12 protein-coding genes are annotated in these 15,630 nt (G+C 62.8%); 9 read left to right on the top strand and 3 right to left on the bottom strand.

The window, feature by feature from the left end:
* Nucleotides 1–2: 2 nt before the first annotated feature.
* The 3 genes from tssK to tagH are packed head-to-tail and all read right to left on the bottom strand — an operon-like array spanning nucleotide 3 to nucleotide 3,258.
* Nucleotides 3–1,337: a type VI secretion system baseplate subunit TssK gene (gene tssK / locus AD670_RS01205; protein WP_053127614.1), complete on the bottom strand. Its 1,335-nt coding sequence runs from the start codon at nucleotides 1,335–1,337 to the stop codon at nucleotides 3–5.
* A gap of 19 nt (nucleotides 1,338–1,356) precedes the next feature.
* Entirely contained in the window at nucleotides 1,357–1,866 is a 510-nt protein-coding gene (tssJ, locus tag AD670_RS01200) for a type VI secretion system lipoprotein TssJ (protein WP_053127612.1), read from the bottom strand.
* Nucleotides 1,867–1,923: 57 nt separating this feature from the next.
* Nucleotides 1,924–3,258, bottom strand: a complete 1,335-nt coding sequence (tagH, locus tag AD670_RS01195) for a type VI secretion system-associated FHA domain protein TagH (protein ID WP_053127610.1) — start codon at nucleotides 3,256–3,258, stop codon at nucleotides 1,924–1,926.
* A 394-nt stretch (nucleotides 3,259–3,652) separates the two neighbouring features.
* Between tagH and tssA the strand changes: the two genes are divergently transcribed.
* The 9 genes from tssA (at nucleotide 3,653) to AD670_RS01150 (ending at nucleotide 15,618) form a co-directional block, all read left to right on the top strand.
* Complete coding sequence (gene tssA, locus AD670_RS01190; protein ID WP_053127608.1) at nucleotides 3,653–4,672, top strand: type VI secretion system protein TssA; 1,020 nt, start codon at nucleotides 3,653–3,655, stop codon at nucleotides 4,670–4,672.
* 54 nt (nucleotides 4,673–4,726) lie between these two features.
* The gene (gene tssB / locus AD670_RS01185; RefSeq protein ID WP_003213340.1) at nucleotides 4,727–5,233 is read left to right on the top strand and encodes a type VI secretion system contractile sheath small subunit; all 507 of its coding nucleotides are present in this window, start codon (nucleotides 4,727–4,729) and stop codon (nucleotides 5,231–5,233) included.
* Between the two features lie 2 nt (nucleotides 5,234–5,235).
* Nucleotides 5,236–6,732: a type VI secretion system contractile sheath large subunit gene (tssC, locus tag AD670_RS01180; protein WP_053127606.1), complete on the top strand. Its 1,497-nt coding sequence runs from the start codon at nucleotides 5,236–5,238 to the stop codon at nucleotides 6,730–6,732.
* Between the two features lie 175 nt (nucleotides 6,733–6,907).
* Entirely contained in the window at nucleotides 6,908–7,396 is a 489-nt protein-coding gene (locus AD670_RS01175; RefSeq protein ID WP_015886558.1) for a type VI secretion system tube protein Hcp, read from the top strand.
* A gap of 90 nt (nucleotides 7,397–7,486) precedes the next feature.
* The gene (tssE, locus tag AD670_RS01170) at nucleotides 7,487–8,002 is read left to right on the top strand and encodes a type VI secretion system baseplate subunit TssE (RefSeq protein ID WP_027608263.1); all 516 of its coding nucleotides are present in this window, start codon (nucleotides 7,487–7,489) and stop codon (nucleotides 8,000–8,002) included.
* Nucleotides 7,999–9,858, top strand: a complete 1,860-nt coding sequence (gene tssF, locus AD670_RS01165; RefSeq protein WP_053127604.1) for a type VI secretion system baseplate subunit TssF — start codon at nucleotides 7,999–8,001, stop codon at nucleotides 9,856–9,858. The genes tssE and tssF overlap by 4 nt, the downstream gene beginning before the upstream one ends.
* Complete coding sequence (gene tssG / locus AD670_RS01160) at nucleotides 9,822–10,865, top strand: type VI secretion system baseplate subunit TssG (RefSeq protein WP_053127603.1); 1,044 nt, start codon at nucleotides 9,822–9,824, stop codon at nucleotides 10,863–10,865. Before tssF ends, tssG begins: the two co-directional genes overlap by 37 nt.
* Nucleotides 10,858–13,530, top strand: coding sequence for a type VI secretion system ATPase TssH (gene tssH, locus AD670_RS01155; protein WP_053127602.1), 2,673 nt, complete (start codon nucleotides 10,858–10,860; stop codon nucleotides 13,528–13,530). The genes tssG and tssH overlap by 8 nt, the downstream gene beginning before the upstream one ends.
* Nucleotides 13,531–13,677: 147 nt before the next feature.
* Nucleotides 13,678–15,618, top strand: coding sequence for a type VI secretion system Vgr family protein (locus AD670_RS01150; RefSeq protein WP_053127600.1), 1,941 nt, complete (start codon nucleotides 13,678–13,680; stop codon nucleotides 15,616–15,618).
* The last annotated feature ends 12 nt before the right edge of the window (nucleotides 15,619–15,630 follow it).

Genomic DNA, 15,630 nt, shown 5'->3' with positions numbered 1-15,630 from the left:
GATTATCCTCGGATCGCCCAGAAGGCCAGGTTCAAGCCCGGGAACTGCCCGGCGATATGGAAGGCAAAACCACCGGAATTGCCCAGTTGCTGCCAATGCTCGCTGCCGCGATCCAGCTCGTAGTAAGTGGAACCCGCGTGGTACGGCAGTTGGCGCGGCGCCACTGGCAACGGCAGCAAGGTGATACCCGGCAGTTGCAGGTTGACCAGGTCACGGATGTGCTCCACCGAACCAACCTTGCTCTGCTGGCCGAAGCGCGCGCGCAGGGTTTCGCCGGGCACGTCGGCGCGGACCACCAGAATGAAGCTGGCACTGTCGAGCAGGGTCTTGTCGGCCAACATGGCCACATGAACGCCGTAGGCTTTCTCGACAATCGGGATCGGCGTGGCCTTGCTGTCGATCAGCATCGACAGGGCTTCGCGCAACGCCGCCATGACTGGGGCGAAGCTCAGGGCCAGGTCGTCGTGCTGGTATTGCGGGTATTCCTGGGGGCGACGGCCCGAGGTGGAAAAGGTCGAGAACTCACCGGCCAGGCTGACCAGTTCGCTGAAGAAGCGCTCCGGGTGCAGCGGGCTCAACTGGCTGAAATGCTGGATCAACGGCTGGGCGCGGTTGACCAGTTGCAGCAGCATGAAGTCGGCGATCTCCGACGCACCGCCCGCACCCGAGGCAACCACGCGGCCAGCCAGGGCTTCGCCGCGCTGGTGCAGCAGGCCCAGCAGTTCGCTGCGAAACGCGCTCAACGGTTTGCTCGCGGCCACATCGAGGACTGGCGGGATGTAGCTGTCGTCGAGAACCAGCGCTCGGTCGGCGCGCTTTTCCTTTATGCGCACCAGGCCCACGGCGGCGTAGTCGCTGATGCCATCCTGGGCGGTCAGCAAGCGCAGGGCCCGGGCCCCCACGGCCACCGGCGCGCGGTTTTCGAACGGCGCGTTGTCATCGCGCACTTCGCGCACCTGGCTCACGTAACGCGCGGCTTCCAGGGCTTCGCCTTCATCCACGGTGTCACGCGCACCCGCACGCTTGAGGGGCAAGGCCAGGTAGACCAGGCCATCGCGCAGGTTGTCGTCGATATTCAACGGGCTGGGCGCCAGGTCGTCCTGGGGGATATTGAACGGCGTGCCGTCCGGCAACAGGCCGCGCGCCGAGACGATGGCCAGCTTGCCCTGGGCCAACAGGCCCTGGTCGATCAGCAACTCGGAGAACCCCCAGGCGCCGGCGGACAACGGGCGGCTGCGGGCATCGATCAGGTTTTCCAGGTAACGGTCATGCTGCTGGAAGTGCTGCGTTCCGATGAACATGCCTTCCGACCAGACCACGCGATTGTTCCAGGACATGGGGAGCTCCGATTGCTTCTTATTGGGCAGGGCTGGATGGGGTGACCACGACGTCGGCGCGCACGGCACGTACATCGAGGCTGATCTGGTATTCGGTGTATTGGCGCGCCGGCACGTTGATCACCGTGCGCCATTGCGCGCGGTCCAACTCGCGATAACCCACCAGCAAGCCGATCTGGCGCGTGGAGGGGTCGAGATCGCGCTGGATGCTCAGTTGCTGGCCGGGTTGCACCATGACTTCGTCTTGGTCCAGCAGGTCCAGACCGAGGGTCGATTGCGCACGGTCGGCCAGGGCGAAGTAATCGGAGCGGGCGAAGGTGGCCGCGTTCTTCAGTTCGAAAATGCGCACCCGCACCGGGGCGGCCTGGCCATTGGCACCCGGGTTAAGCCCGGCAATGGCGTGGAAATGCAGCTCGACGGCGGCGGTGTCCGCTTCAGCCTCGGCGGCTGTTTCGGGTTTGGCCGCGTCCTTGGCACACGCGGTCAGCAGCAGCGCGGTGGCGACTGCGAGTAAAAACCTGGGAATCATCCTGCGTCCTCAATGACGTACTTAGCTATCCGTTAATCCGTGTGTTGCGGCGCAGCTTTACCGACGCTGTCGCGCGCTGTGTTCTTCGTACGCCCGGCTGAATTCGCGGCCGAACAGGTCCTGGAAGTCTTCCTGGGCCTCGCGGGAAATATTGCTGTAAAGCTCGGTGAACTGCTGCCAGTACTGGGCCTGGCGCGAGCCGGCGAACAGGTTCGACAGCCCGCCGGGCTTGCCCATGCGCTCTTCCAGTTGTGCCGGTTCAAAGCGCGTGAGCAGGTGTTTGATCGCCGCCTCCACGCCGGCCATCACTGCCAGTTGGTGGGCGCGCAGATCGTTGAAACTGTCGCGCACGGCGAGGTCCGGCGCCATAAACGCCTGGTTGCCGTGGCGAAGCAACAGCAGTAACGCTTCGTCGGCATTCGGTGCGAATTTCAACGGATTGTTTTCGGCAGGCTGGATCATGGTCTGCTGCATGCGGAATTCGCCCTTGAGGCTGGCGCGGGCACGCAACACGTCGATCAGGCCTTCGACCATCAGGCGATAGCTGCGACCGATGTTCTCCATCTGCGCTTCAGCCTGGGCTTTATCCAGGCGCAACTGGTCCAGGCCGGCGCCGCGCAGGAAGGCTTGCAAGAGGTCGGGTTGTTGGCTGTCTGCCACGGGGAGCGCTGGCTCGACCACGGGTGGCGGCTGGATGATCGGTGCGGGTGGCGGAGGTGGCGGTGGCGGTGCACTGGCCGACGGCGCTGGCGTGTCGCCAAACAGGTCCCAGTCTTCGGGAATCACCGAGCCCGAGACCACGGGTGTCTCGACCACGGGCACAGCCACCGGCGTCGGCGGGCGGAAGTCGTGTTGTTCGCTGGGGACGTGGTCGGCCACGGTGGGCGGCGGCACGGCGGTGGGGCTGAGGAAGTCGAACAGGTCCGGCAGCGTGTCCATCGACGAGGCGCCTTGGAACTGCGGGGCAATCACCGGCGTCGGCGCGGGCTTGCTCACCACGGCGCCCATCAAGGCCTCAAAGCTGTTCGGCGAATCACCGGCGAATGGCTGGCTGTCGATGGCCTGCACGTTGAAGTCAATACGCGCCTGGATCTCGTAATCGCCGATGCGGATCAGCTCGCCATCTTGCAACAGCTCGCTATTACCCCTGCGCAAACGGATGCCGGCGTTAACCAACTCCACACCGTTTGTACTGTGATCGGTTAAATAATAACGGCCATCTTTGTATTGAATAACGCAGTGTTGCGAAGAAACCAACCGCTCAGGATCAGGCAATACCCAGTCATTATCCGAGCTGCGGCCGATGGCCATCGAGCCCTGGTTCATGGACTTTTCCGAGCATTGCCCGGGGGTAATCTTGTGATAACTAGTGATAGTCAAACACAGCGACATCTTGCCTCCTTGCTGATACTTCGCGCGCAGTCGACCCCAGGGACAGCGATTCCCGGGAGATCCCCATCGGGCCGTGTAATCGACCGTCCAAAACCGGCTGATGCCAGCATGATCGCTGATCTTAACTGGGCTCCATGACAAAAATCCTATGCCGGTGCATCGTTCGACCCACCAGTCGCGCAGGTTGTTAAGCACCGCACATCTGTCACAGAGGGCGAATAGCTTACCTTGACAAGGCCTAAGTACTACACCAAAAATGCACAACTTCTTGAATACCAGTGATGGCACATTAGTGGCATCTTGCTTATATGACCAAGAAAACATGCAAAGTTCCTCGCGCAACTAATGCATGCATTGCCCGTCATCTAACGGGCTGATAGGGAGATCAATTCCAGTGGATGTGCCGTTGCTGCTCACCGCCGTTTCCGCGACTTCGCCCTGTGGCGAAGATATGGAATATGACGCGGACTTTCTCCAACTGGAGCGTGATGCCAAGGGCCAACCCGAGCGCAGCATGGGCGACTCGATCCTGCCTGCTGAGCCGCCGGAATGGCGTGGCATCCAGCAACAGAGCCTCGACTTGCTGCAGCGCAGCAAAGACCTGCGCATCACCCATTTCCTGCTGCAAAGCTCCCTCGCCCTCCAGGGTGTGGCCGGGTTGGCAGACGTCCTTACGCTGATCAATGCGCTGCTGCGCGAATACTGGGCCGACCTGCATCCGCGCCTGGATGCCGACGACGATAACGACCCCACCGTACGGATCAATGCCCTCTCCGGCTTGACCAGCGATTCGACCATTCGTCTGCTGCGCGAAAGTATCCTCACGCGCTCGCGCACCTTCGGTCCTGTTAGCCTGCGCGCCGCGCTGAATGCCAGCGGCCTGATGAGTTTCCCCGACGAACAGCTCGGCGCCCAGCAACTCAACGCCGCGTTCCTCGACAGCGACCCCGAACAACTGCAAGCCACCCGCGACGCCTTGAGCACCGCGCGCGCTGCCTGCGAAGCCATCGAACAGCAAGTCAGCGACCAAGTGGGTTCCGCCCAAGGCGTGGACCTCAGCCTGTTGAAGCAACCGCTCAAGCAAGCACTGCAGGTCCTCAACCAATTCGTACCGAACAGCGATACCAGCAGCGAACCCGAGGCCGTCAGTGACGACAATGCCCCCTCGGTCGACTTCGCCGCTGCCCCCGCCGCACCTCGCCCCACCGGCGACATCACCAACCGTGATGACGTGCTGCGCAGCCTCGACAAGATCCTTGCGTACTACACCCGGCACGAGCCTTCGAGCCCGCTGCCGGTGTTGTTGAACCGGGCCAAGCATCTGGTGCACGCCGACTTCGCGGCCATCGTGCGCAACCTGATTCCCGATGGCATGTCCCAATTTGAAAACCTGCGCGGCCCGGACGGCGAGTAAGCCGCCCGACTGTGCAGTAACAACACCGTCGCTCAAGCGACCAGGAGCAGCAACGTGGCGAAGCAAAGTTCTCAGAAATTCATCGCGCGCAACCGCGCGCCTCGAGTGCAGATCGAGTACGACGTCGAGCTCTACGGCGCCGAGAAAAAGGTCCAGCTGCCCTTCGTGATGGGTGTGATGGCCGACCTCGCTGGCAAGCCTGCCGAGCCTCTGGCGCCGGTGGCCGACCGCAAGTTCCTTGAAGTGGACGTCGACAACTTCGACTCGCGCCTCAAGGCCATGCAGCCGCGCGTGGCGTTCCACGTACCCAACGAGCTGACCGGCGAAGGCAACCTGAGCCTGGACATCACCTTCGAAAGCATGGACGACTTCAGCCCGGCCGCCGTGGCCCGCAAGGTCGACTCGCTCAAGCAACTGCTCGAAGCCCGCACCCAACTGGCCAACCTGCTGACCTACATGGACGGCAAGACTGGCGCTGAAGAAATCATCATGAAGGCGATCAAGGACCCGGCACTGCTCCAGGCACTTGCCAGCGCGCCTAAGCCTGCAGGGGAGCAGTAATCATGACTGACAATACCGCCCGCGAAGGCGCCCAGAGCCTGGGTGCAACCGAGGAAACCAGCGAGTTCGCATCCTTGTTGATGCAGGAATTCAAGCCCAAGACCGAGCGTGCCCGCGAAGCCGTGGAAACCGCCGTGCGCACCTTGGCCGAACAGGCCCTGGCGCAAACCGACCTGGTGTCCAACGATGCGATCAAGTCGATCGAATCGATCATCGCCGCCATCGACGCCAAGCTCACCGCCCAGGTCAACCAGATCATCCACCACAAGGATTTCCAGCAGCTGGAAAGCGCCTGGCGTGGCTTGCACTATCTCGTCAATAACACCGAGAGCGATGAGCAGCTGAAGATTCGCGTGCTCAACATCTCCAAGCCGGACCTGCACAAGACCCTGAAGAAATTCAAGGGCACCGCGTGGGACCAGAGCCCGATCTTCAAGAAGATGTACGAAGAAGAATACGGCCAGTTCGGCGGCGAACCATACGGCTGCCTGGTAGGCGACTACTACTTCGACCAGTCGCCACCGGACGTGGAACTGCTGGGCGAGCTGTCGAAAGTCTGCGCCGCCATGCACGCCCCGTTCATCGCTGCGGCATCGCCGACCGTGATGGGCATGGGCTCATGGCAGGAACTGTCGAACCCGCGTGACCTGACCAAGATCTTCACCACCCCGGAATACGCCGGCTGGCGCTCGCTGCGTGAATCGGAAGACTCGCGCTACATCGGCCTGACCATGCCGCGCTTCCTGGCGCGCCTGCCGTATGGCGCCAAGACCGACCCGGTGGAAGCCTTCGCCTTCGAAGAAAACACCGACGGCGCCGACAGCTCCAAGTACACCTGGGCCAACGCGGCCTATGCGATGGCGGTGAACATCAACCGTTCGTTCAAGCACTACGGCTGGTGCTCACGCATCCGTGGCGTGGAGTCTGGCGGTGAAGTGGAAAACCTGCCGGCCCACACGTTCCCTACCGATGACGGTGGCGTGGACATGAAGTGTCCGACCGAAATCGCCATCAGTGACCGCCGTGAAGCGGAGCTGGCGAAGAACGGTTTCATGCCGCTGCTGCACAAGAAAAACACCGACTTCGCCGCGTTCATCGGCGCCCAGTCGTTGCAGAAACCGGCCGAATACGATGATCCGGACGCCACCGCCAACGCCAACCTGGCCGCGCGCCTGCCGTACCTGTTCGCCACCTGCCGTTTCGCTCACTACTTGAAGTGCATCGTGCGCGACAAGATCGGTTCCTTCAAAGAGAAGGACGAGATGCAGCGCTGGTTGCAGGACTGGATCCTCAACTACGTCGACGGTGACCCGGCGCACTCCACCGAAACCACCAAGGCCCAGCACCCGTTGGCCGCCGCCGAAGTGATCGTGGAAGACGTCGAGGGCAACCCGGGGTACTACAACTCCAAGTTCTACCTGCGCCCGCACTACCAGCTCGAAGGGCTGACCGTGTCGCTGCGCCTGGTATCGAAGCTGCCTTCGGCGAAAAGCGCGTAAAAAATCGGGACTGGCTCGCTCCCTGTAGGAGCGAGCTCGCTCGCGAAAAACTTGAAGGCGCTGCGTTCATCCAGGATGCCCGCGTCACCGTTGACGACCTTCGCGAGCAAGCTCGCTCCTACAGGGGTCGGCGGCGTTAACAAATACAGTGGCTGATGCCACCCAGGGAGAAAACATGGCTGTTGATATTTTCATCAAGATCGGCGACATCAAGGGCGAGTCCATGGACAAGGCCCACAAGGACGAAATCGACGTGCTGAACTGGAGCTGGGGCATGGCCCAGTCCGGCAACATGCACGTTGGCGGTGGCGGCGGCGCGGGCAAGGTGAATATCCAGGACCTGTCGCTGACCAAGTACGTCGACAAGGCCTCGCCGAACCTGATGATGCACTGCGCCAGCGGCAAGCACATCGACAAGGTCAAGCTGACCGTGCGCAAGGCCGGTGGTGAAAGCCAGGTCGAGTACATGGTGATCAACCTGGAAGAAGTGCTGGTAACGTCCCTGAGCACCGGCGGTTCGGGCGGCGATGACCGCCTGACTGAAAACGTCACCCTGAACTTCGCCCAAGTGATGGTCGACTACCAGCCGCAGAAAGCCGACGGCACCAAAGACGGCGGCGCGATCAAGTTTGGCTGGAACATCCGTTCCAACACCAAGCGCTGATAGCCCTTAGGCCGTGGCTTCGCGCCACGGCACTACGGTCTCAAGTGCAGCCTTTTGTTCCTCTCATAACCCGTCCGTGGAGCTGCTTTGGTGGTAACTGAAATCGCTTCCCGCGACCGTCTGCAACCGTCCCTGCTGGACCGGTTGACCGACGACGACCCAACCAATCCCAAGGAAAGCGCCGATAAACGCGTGCTGTCCCTGACCCAATTGAAAGCCTCGGTGCTGCGCGACCTGGCGTGGCTGCTCAATACCACGTCGTTGCTCGATGCCGATGCCACGCTGCACACACAGGCAGGCACCTCAGTGGTCAATTACGGCCTGCCGGCGCTGGCGGGCAACAGCGTGTCCAGTGTCGACATCAAGGCCCTGGAAGCCCTGATCTACCAGGCGATTGCCACCTTTGAACCGCGCATCCTGCGCCACACCCTGCGCGTCAAAGCCCGCGTCGGCCATGGCGAGATGAATCACAACGCGCTGAGTTTCGAGATCGAAGGCGACCTGTGGGCGCAGCCGGTGCCCTTGCGCCTGTTGCTGCAAACCGACCTCGACCTGGAATCCGGGCATGTGCGTGTGGTGAATGCCGACCAGCGGAGGCGCCCATGAATCCGCGCCTGCTGGAGCTGTACAACCAGGAACTGCACCATGTGCGCGAAAGCGCGGCGGAGTTCGCCAAGGAATACCCGAAGATCGCCAGTCGGCTGACCCTGTCCGGTATGGACTGCGCCGACCCGTACGTCGAACGCTTGCTTGAGGGCTTTGCCTACCTCACCGCCCGCGTACAGCTCAAACTCGACGCCGAGTACCCGACCTTCACCCACAACCTGCTGGAAATCGCTTACCCGCACTACCTGGCGCCGACGCCCTCGATGACCGTGGTGCAATTGCAGACCGACCCCGACGAAGGCTCCCTGGCCAGCGGCTTCCCGCTGCCGCGCGACACCGTGTTGCGCGCCGCCCTGGGCCGCGAAACCCAGACCTGCTGCGAGTACCGCACCGCGCACCCGGTGACGCTGTGGCCGTTGCAGGTCAGCAACGCCGAGTACTTCGGCAACCCCGCCGCCGTGCTCGGGCGCCTGGCCGCCAGTGAGCCGAAAGCCAAGGCCGGCCTGCGCCTGACCCTGCGCACCGGCGCCGAATTGCCGTTCAACAGCCTCGACCTGGACAACCTGCCGCTGTACCTCAGCGGGGCCGACGAGCAACCGTTCCGCCTTTACGAACAACTGCTGGGCAACGCCTGCGCGGTGTTTGCGCGTAAGCCCGGTGGCGATTGGGTCGAGCGCCTGCCCCAGGACGCGCTGCGCTCGCGGGGTTTCGACGACGCCGATGCGGCCATGCCGGTCGTCGCGCGCGCATTCCAGGGCTATCGCCTGTTGCAGGAATACTTCGCCCTGCCCCACCGCTTCCTGTTCGTCGAATTCGCCGAGCTGAGCCGTGCAGTCAAACGTTGCGACGGCCAGGAGCTGGAACTGATCGTGCTGTTCGACCGTCACGAGCCAAGCCTGGAAGGCAGCGTCGGCGCAGCGCAGTTTTTGCCGTTCTGCACCCCGGCGATCAACCTGTTCCCGAAGCGCGTGGACCGCATCCACTTGTCCGACCGGGTCAACGAACACCACGTGATCGCCGACCGCACACGGCCGATGGATTTCGAGATTCATTCGTTGAGCGGCATCACCGGCCACGGCACCGGGCCAGAGCAGCCCTTTTTGCCGTTCTATGCGGTACGCGATCCATCCCGTTATGGCCGCGACCAGGCGTACTACACCGTGCGCCGCGAGCCACGGGTGTTGTCCAGCGACCAGCGCCGCAACGGCCCGCGCTCCACCTATGTGGGCAGCGAAACCTTTGTCAGCCTGGTCGACAGCCGCCAGGCGCCATATCGCCACGACCTGCGCCAACTCGGCGTGACCGCGCTGTGCACCAACCGCGACCTGCCGTTGTTCATGAGCGTGGGCAACGGCAAGACCGACTTCACCCTGGCCGACAGCGCGCCGGTGTTATCCGTGCGTTGCGTCGCCGGGCCAAGCCGTCCACGCGCCAGCCATGCCCATGACGCCAAGGCCTGGCGCCTGATCAGCCAGTTGTCGCTCAACTATTTGTCCCTGAGCGAACAAGGCCAGGGCGCGGCGGCGTTGCGCGAATTGCTGCGCCTGTATGGCGACAGCAACGATGCGGCGCTGCAATTGCAGATCGAAGGCTTGCGCGACGTCAGCAGCAAGGCCGTCACCCGGCGCCTGCCGATGCCCGGCCCGATTGTGTTTGGTCGCGGTCTGGAAATTACCTTGGAGTTCGATGAAAACGCGTTTCGCGGTACCGGCGTGTTCCTGCTCGGTGCGGTGCTGGAACGCTTCCTGGCACGCTACGTGTCGATCAACAGTTTTACCGAGACGGTGATCCGTACCACCGAACGCGGCGAGATCATGCGATGGAAAGCCAAGCCCGGGCGTCGTCCGACCCTGTGAGTACGTTGGATGCGATGCATCAGGAGCCCTGGGAATACGATTTCTTCCAGGCGTTGCGGCGTATCGAGTGCGAATCGCCCGAGCTGCCGCGCCTGGGCCATTCCCTGCGCCTGGCGGATGACCCGTTGCGCCTCGGGCAACAGGCCGACTGCACCTTCGCCCCGGCCACCCTGGCCTCGGTCGATCCGGGTGGCGACGGCAAACCGGCGCGGCTGGAACAGTTCTTCTTCGGCCTTGGTGGCCCCAACGGCCCGTTGCCGCTGCATATCACCGAGTACGTACGCGAGCGCCAGCGCAACAACGCCGACAGCACCAGCAAGCAGTTCCTGGACGTCTTCCACCACCGCCTGCTGAGCCTGTTTTACCGGGCCTGGGCCGAGGCACGGCCGACGGTCAGCCACGACCGCCCGGACGATGACTACTGGTCTGCACGCCTCGCCGCCTTGAGTGGCCGGGGCATGCCGAGCCTGCTTAACCAGGGGTTGATCCCCGACACAGCGAAGCTGCATTACAGCGGCCACCTGTCGGCACAAACCCGCTACCCGGACGGTTTAAAGGCGATTCTCGGCGAGTATTTCGGCCTGCCGGTGGAGATCGAAGAATACGTCGGCCAATGGCTGGAACTGCCCGAACGCAGCCGCGTGGGCGTGAGCGCCAACCAGCTCGGCGTGGACTTCTGCCTGGGCAGCCACGTGTGGGACCGCCAGCATAAATTCCGTATCCGCCTGGGCCCGCTCAAGCTGGACGACTACATGGGCATGCTGCCCGGCAGCCAGCCGTTCAACGAGCTGGTGGCGTGGGTGGCCGAGTACCTGGGCCATGAATTGGACTGGGACTTGAACCTGGTTCTGCAACAACCCGAAGTACCGGCGCTGCAACTCAATGGCCAGTTCCGCCTGGGCTTCAACACCTGGCTCGGCTGCCCTGCGGTTGATGCCAACGACCTAATCCTGGCCCGGCATTACGCCGATCAAGCCACCACCTCAAGGAATCCAGAGCATGGGTGAAATCAGTCGCGCCGCACTGTTCGGCAAACTCAACAGCGTGGCCTACAAGGCCATCGAAGCCGCCACCGTGTTCTGCAAGCTGCGGGGCAACCCGTACGTGGAACTGGCCCACTGGTTTCACCAGTTGCTGCAACTGCAGGACTCGGACCTGCACCGCATCATCCGCCAGTTCAACGTCGAGCCGGCGCGCCTGGCCCGTGACCTCACCGAAGCCCTGGACCGCCTGCCGCGTGGCTCGACGTCGATCACCGACCTGTCGTCCCACGTGGAAGAAGCCGTGGAACGCGGCTGGGTGTATGGCAGCCTGATGTTCGGCGAAAGCCAGGTGCGCACCGGCTATCTGGTGCTGGGCATCCTCAAGACGCCAAGCTTGCGCCATGCGCTGCTGGGGTTGTCTTCGGAATTCGACAAGGTCAAGGCCGAAGCACTGAGCGAGCGTTTTGACGAATACGTCGGTGATTCGCCGGAAAACGCCCTGACTGCCAGCGACGGTTTCAATGCCGGCGCGGTGCCGGGCGAGGCCAGCGGCGCCATGGCACCGAGTGCGATGGGCAAGCAGGAAGCCCTCAAGCGCTTCACCGTCGACCTGACCGAACAAGCGCGCAGCGGCAAGCTCGACCCGATCGTGGGCCGTGACGAAGAGATCCGCCAACTGGTGGACATCCTCATGCGCCGCCGCCAGAACAACCCGATCCTCACTGGTGAAGCCGGCGTCGGCAAGACCGCTGTGGTCGAAGGTTTTGCCCTGCGCATCGTCGCCGGTGACGTGCCGCCCGCACTCAAGGATGTGGAACTGCGTAGCCTCGACGTGGGCCTGCTGCAAGCCGGCGCGAGCATGAAAGGCGAGTTCGAACAGCGCCTGCGCCAGGTCATCGAAGACGTCCAGGCCTCGCCGAAACCGATCATTCTGTTTATCGACGAAGCCCACACCCTGGTGGGTGCCGGTGGCGCTGCCGGGACCGGTGATGCAGCCAACCTGCTCAAGCCCGCCCTGGCCCGTGGCACCCTGCGTACCGTGGCCGCCACTACCTGGGCCGAGTACAAAAAACACATCGAGAAAGACCCGGCCCTGACCCGCCGCTTCCAGGTGGTACAAGTGGCCGAGCCATCGGAAGACAAGGCGCTGTTGATGATGCGCGGCGTGGCCTCGACCATGGAGAAACACCACCAGGTGCAGATCCTCGACGAAGCCCTGGAAGCCTCGGTGAAACTGTCCCATCGCTATATCCCGGCGCGTCAGTTGCCGGATAAATCCGTGAGCCTGCTGGACACCGCCTGTGCCCGCGTCGCCATCAGCCTGCACGCGGTGCCGGCCGAAGTGGACGACAGCCGCCGCCGCATCGAAGCGCTGGAAACCGAGCTGCAAATCATCGCCCGCGAGCATGCGATCGGCATTGCGATTGGCGCGCGCCAGAGCAACAGCGAAGCCCTGTTAAGCGCCGAGCGTGAGCGCCTGGCGATCCTGGAAAGCCGCTGGGCCGAAGAGAAAACCCTGGTGGATGAGTTGCTCGCCACCCGTGCCACCCTGCGCGAAAAGGCCGGGGTTGTGGACAGCGATGCAGGTAACAACGAGAGCGATGAGTTGCGTGCGCAACTGGTCGACCTGCAACAGCGCCTCACCGCGCTGCAAGGCGAAACCCCGTTGATCCTGCCGACCGTGGATTACCAGGCCGTGGCCTCGGTGGTCGCCGACTGGACCGGTATTCCGGTGGGCCGCATGGCTCGCAACGAACTGGAAACCGTGCTCAACCTCGACCAGCACCTGAAGAAACGCATCATCGGCCAGGACCACGCCCTGCAGATGATCGCCAAGCGCATCCAGACCTCCCGCGCCGGCCTCGACAACCCGAGCAAGCCAATTGGCGTGTTCATGCTGGCCGGCACCTCCGGCGTGGGCAAGACCGAAACCGCCCTGGCCCTGGCCGAAGCCATGTACGGCGGTGAGCAGAACGTGATCACCATCAACATGAGCGAGTTCCAGGAAGCCCACACGGTGTCCACCCTCAAGGGCGCGCCACCGGGCTATATCGGCTACGGCGAAGGCGGCGTGTTGACCGAAGCGGTGCGGCGCAAACCCTACAGCGTGGTGCTGCTGGACGAGGTGGAAAAAGCCCACCCGGACGTGCATGAAATCTTCTTCCAGGTGTTCGACAAGGGCGTGATGGAAGACGGCGAAGGCCGGGTGATCGACTTCAAGAACACCTTGATCCTGCTGACCACCAACGCCGGTACCGAGCTGATTTCCCGCGTCTGCAAAGACCCGGCGAACATCCCCGAACCGGAAGAAATCGCCAAGGCCCTGCGCCAGCCGCTGCTGGAGATCTTCCCGCCGGCCTTGCTCGGCCGCCTGGTGACCATTCCGTACTACCCGCTGAGCGACGAGATGCTCAAGGCGATCACCCGCCTGCAACTCAACCGCATCAAGAAGCGCGTGGAGAATACCCACAAGGTCGCCTTCGACTACGACGACGCGGTGGTCGACCTGATCGTCTCGCGCTGCACCGAGACCGAAAGCGGCGGGCGCATGATCGACACTATCCTCACCAACAGCCTGCTGCCGGACATGAGCCGTGAATTCCTCACGCGCATGCTCGAAGGCAAGGCATTGGCGGGTGTGCGCATCAGCAGCCGGGATAATGAGCTGCACTACCAGTTCAACGATTGATCTGACGGAATACAGCTCAACATGTGGGAGGGGGCTTGCCCCCGATGGCGGTGAATCAGTCACCAATGCGTCACCTGACACACTGCTATCGGGGGCAAGCCCCCTCCCACATTTGGACTGGGTTCCTTCAGTTATTAGGGTACTTCGATGTTATTCAACCAAGCCTCACGCCTGGCCAAGATCACCAGCCCCCTCGGGCCGGATGTGCTGCTGCTCAATGAAATGGGCGGCGGCGAAGAGCTGGGCCGCCTGTTCAACTATGAGCTGCAACTGACGTCCCTGGACGCCAACATCGACCTCAACCAATTGCTGGGCAAGCCCATGAGTGTCGGTCTGCAACTGGCGGACGGCGGCGAGCGGCATTTCCACGGCATCGTCGCGCGCTGCAGCCAGAACATCGACCAGGGCCAGTTCGCCAGTTACCAGGTGACGTTGCGCCCCTGGCTGTGGCTGCTCAGCCGTACGTCCGACTGCCGGATTTTCCAGAACCTGAGCATCCCGCAGATCATCAAGCAGGTGTTCCGTGACCTGGGGTTTTCCGACTTCGAAGACGCCCTGAGCCGGCCTTATCGCGAGTGGGAATACTGCGTGCAGTACCGCGAGACCAGCTTCGACTTCGTCAGCCGCTTGATGGAACAGGAAGGCATCTACTACTTCTTCCGCCATGAGCAGGACCGCCATGTGCTGGTGCTGGCCGATGCCTATGGCGCCCACACCACGGTGCCAGGCTATGCATCGATCCCGTATTACCCCAAGGACGAACAGCAGCGCGAACGCGACCACATGCACAACTGGCACCTGGCGCAGGAGGTGCAGCCGGGCTCGCTGGAGCTCAACGACTACGACTTCCAGCGCCCCAGCGCCAGCATCGACGTGCGTTCGGCCATGCCGCGCCCGCACACCGCCGGCGACTACCCGCTGTACGACTACCCCGGCACCTACGTGCAAAGCGCCGACGGCGAACACTACGCGCGCACCCGCATCGAAGCCCTGCAAACCCTGCATGAGCAGATCGAGTTCAGCGGCAATGCTCGCGGCCTCGGCTCCGGCCATCTGTTCAGCCTCACCGGCTTCAGCCGCCAGGACCAGAACCGCGAATACCTGATCGTCGGCTGCCGCTACTACATCGTTCAGGAAAGCCTGGAAAGCGGCGGTGGCTCAGGCTCGGCGCAGTTCGAAAGCAGCCTGACCTGCATCGACGCCCAGCAAAGCTTCCGCCCCCTGGCGAGCACCCACCGCCCGATCGTCAAAGGCCCGCAGACCGCGCTGGTGGTCGGCCCCAAAGGCGAGGAAATCTGGACCGACCAGTACGGCCGCGTGAAGGTGCACTTCTACTGGGACCGCCACGACCAATCCAACGAAAACAGCTCGTGCTGGATTCGTGTGTCGCAGTCCTGGGCCGGCAAAAACTGGGGCTCGATGCAGATTCCACGGATCGGCCAGGAAGTGATTGTCAGCTTTCTCGAAGGTGATCCGGACCGGCCGATTATTACGGGACGGGTGTACAACGCCGAGCAGACGGTGCCGTACGACCTCCCGGAAAACGCGACCCAGAGCGGCATGAAGAGTCGCTCGAGCAAGGGCGGCACGCCAGCCAACTTCAATGAAATCCGCATGGAGGACAAGAAGGGGTTGGAGCAGTTGTACATCCATGCAGAGCGTAACCAGGACATTGTGGTGGAGGTGGATGAGAGCCATTCGGTGGGGCATGACCGCAATAAAAGCATTGGGCATAACGAAACGGTGACCATCGGCAATAACCGCCTGCGCATCGTCAAGCAGGAAGACATCCTCTCGGTGGGCCAGAGAAAGACCGACAGCATCAGCCAGAGCTACGTCATCGAAGTGGGCGAAAACCTGCGCCTGGTCTGCGGCGAAAGCATCCTGGAGCTCAACGCCAGCGGGCAGATCAACCTGACCGGCGTGAACATCAGCTTCTATGCCAGTGGCGATGCCGAGTTCAACACCGGCGGCGTGTTGCACCTGAACAACGGCGGCGGCCCCGGTGCCACGCCCGACGGCCAAGGCCAGAAAGGCGCTATCGACGCCAATATCAAGGCCGCGTTCCCCGCACCTAAAAGCTCCTGACGAGACCTGTTT

Origin of the sequence: Pseudomonas sp. MIACH (assembly GCF_001269925.1) — a bacterium.
Lineage (GTDB): Bacteria > Pseudomonadota > Gammaproteobacteria > Pseudomonadales > Pseudomonadaceae > Aquipseudomonas.
This window is presented reverse-complemented; position numbering and strand designations above follow the sequence as displayed.

Excerpts from the sequence above, each read along its gene's own strand:
- tssJ (WP_053127612.1), bottom strand. The coding sequence starts at position 1,866 with ATGATTCCCAGGTTTTTACTCGCAGTCGCCACCGCGCTGCTGCTGACC.
- tssF (WP_053127604.1), top strand. The coding sequence starts at position 7,999 with ATGAATCCGCGCCTGCTGGAGCTGTACAACCAGGAACTGCACCATGTG.
- tssC (WP_053127606.1), top strand. The coding sequence starts at position 5,236 with ATGACTGACAATACCGCCCGCGAAGGCGCCCAGAGCCTGGGTGCAACC.
- tssG (WP_053127603.1), top strand. The coding sequence starts at position 9,822 with ATGGAAAGCCAAGCCCGGGCGTCGTCCGACCCTGTGAGTACGTTGGAT.
- tssK (WP_053127614.1), bottom strand. The coding sequence starts at position 1,337 with ATGTCCTGGAACAATCGCGTGGTCTGGTCGGAAGGCATGTTCATCGGA.
- AD670_RS01150 (WP_053127600.1), top strand. The coding sequence starts at position 13,678 with ATGTTATTCAACCAAGCCTCACGCCTGGCCAAGATCACCAGCCCCCTC.
- AD670_RS01175 (WP_015886558.1), top strand. The coding sequence starts at position 6,908 with ATGGCTGTTGATATTTTCATCAAGATCGGCGACATCAAGGGCGAGTCC.
- tssH (WP_053127602.1), top strand. The coding sequence starts at position 10,858 with ATGGGTGAAATCAGTCGCGCCGCACTGTTCGGCAAACTCAACAGCGTG.
- tagH (WP_053127610.1), bottom strand. The coding sequence starts at position 3,258 with ATGTCGCTGTGTTTGACTATCACTAGTTATCACAAGATTACCCCCGGG.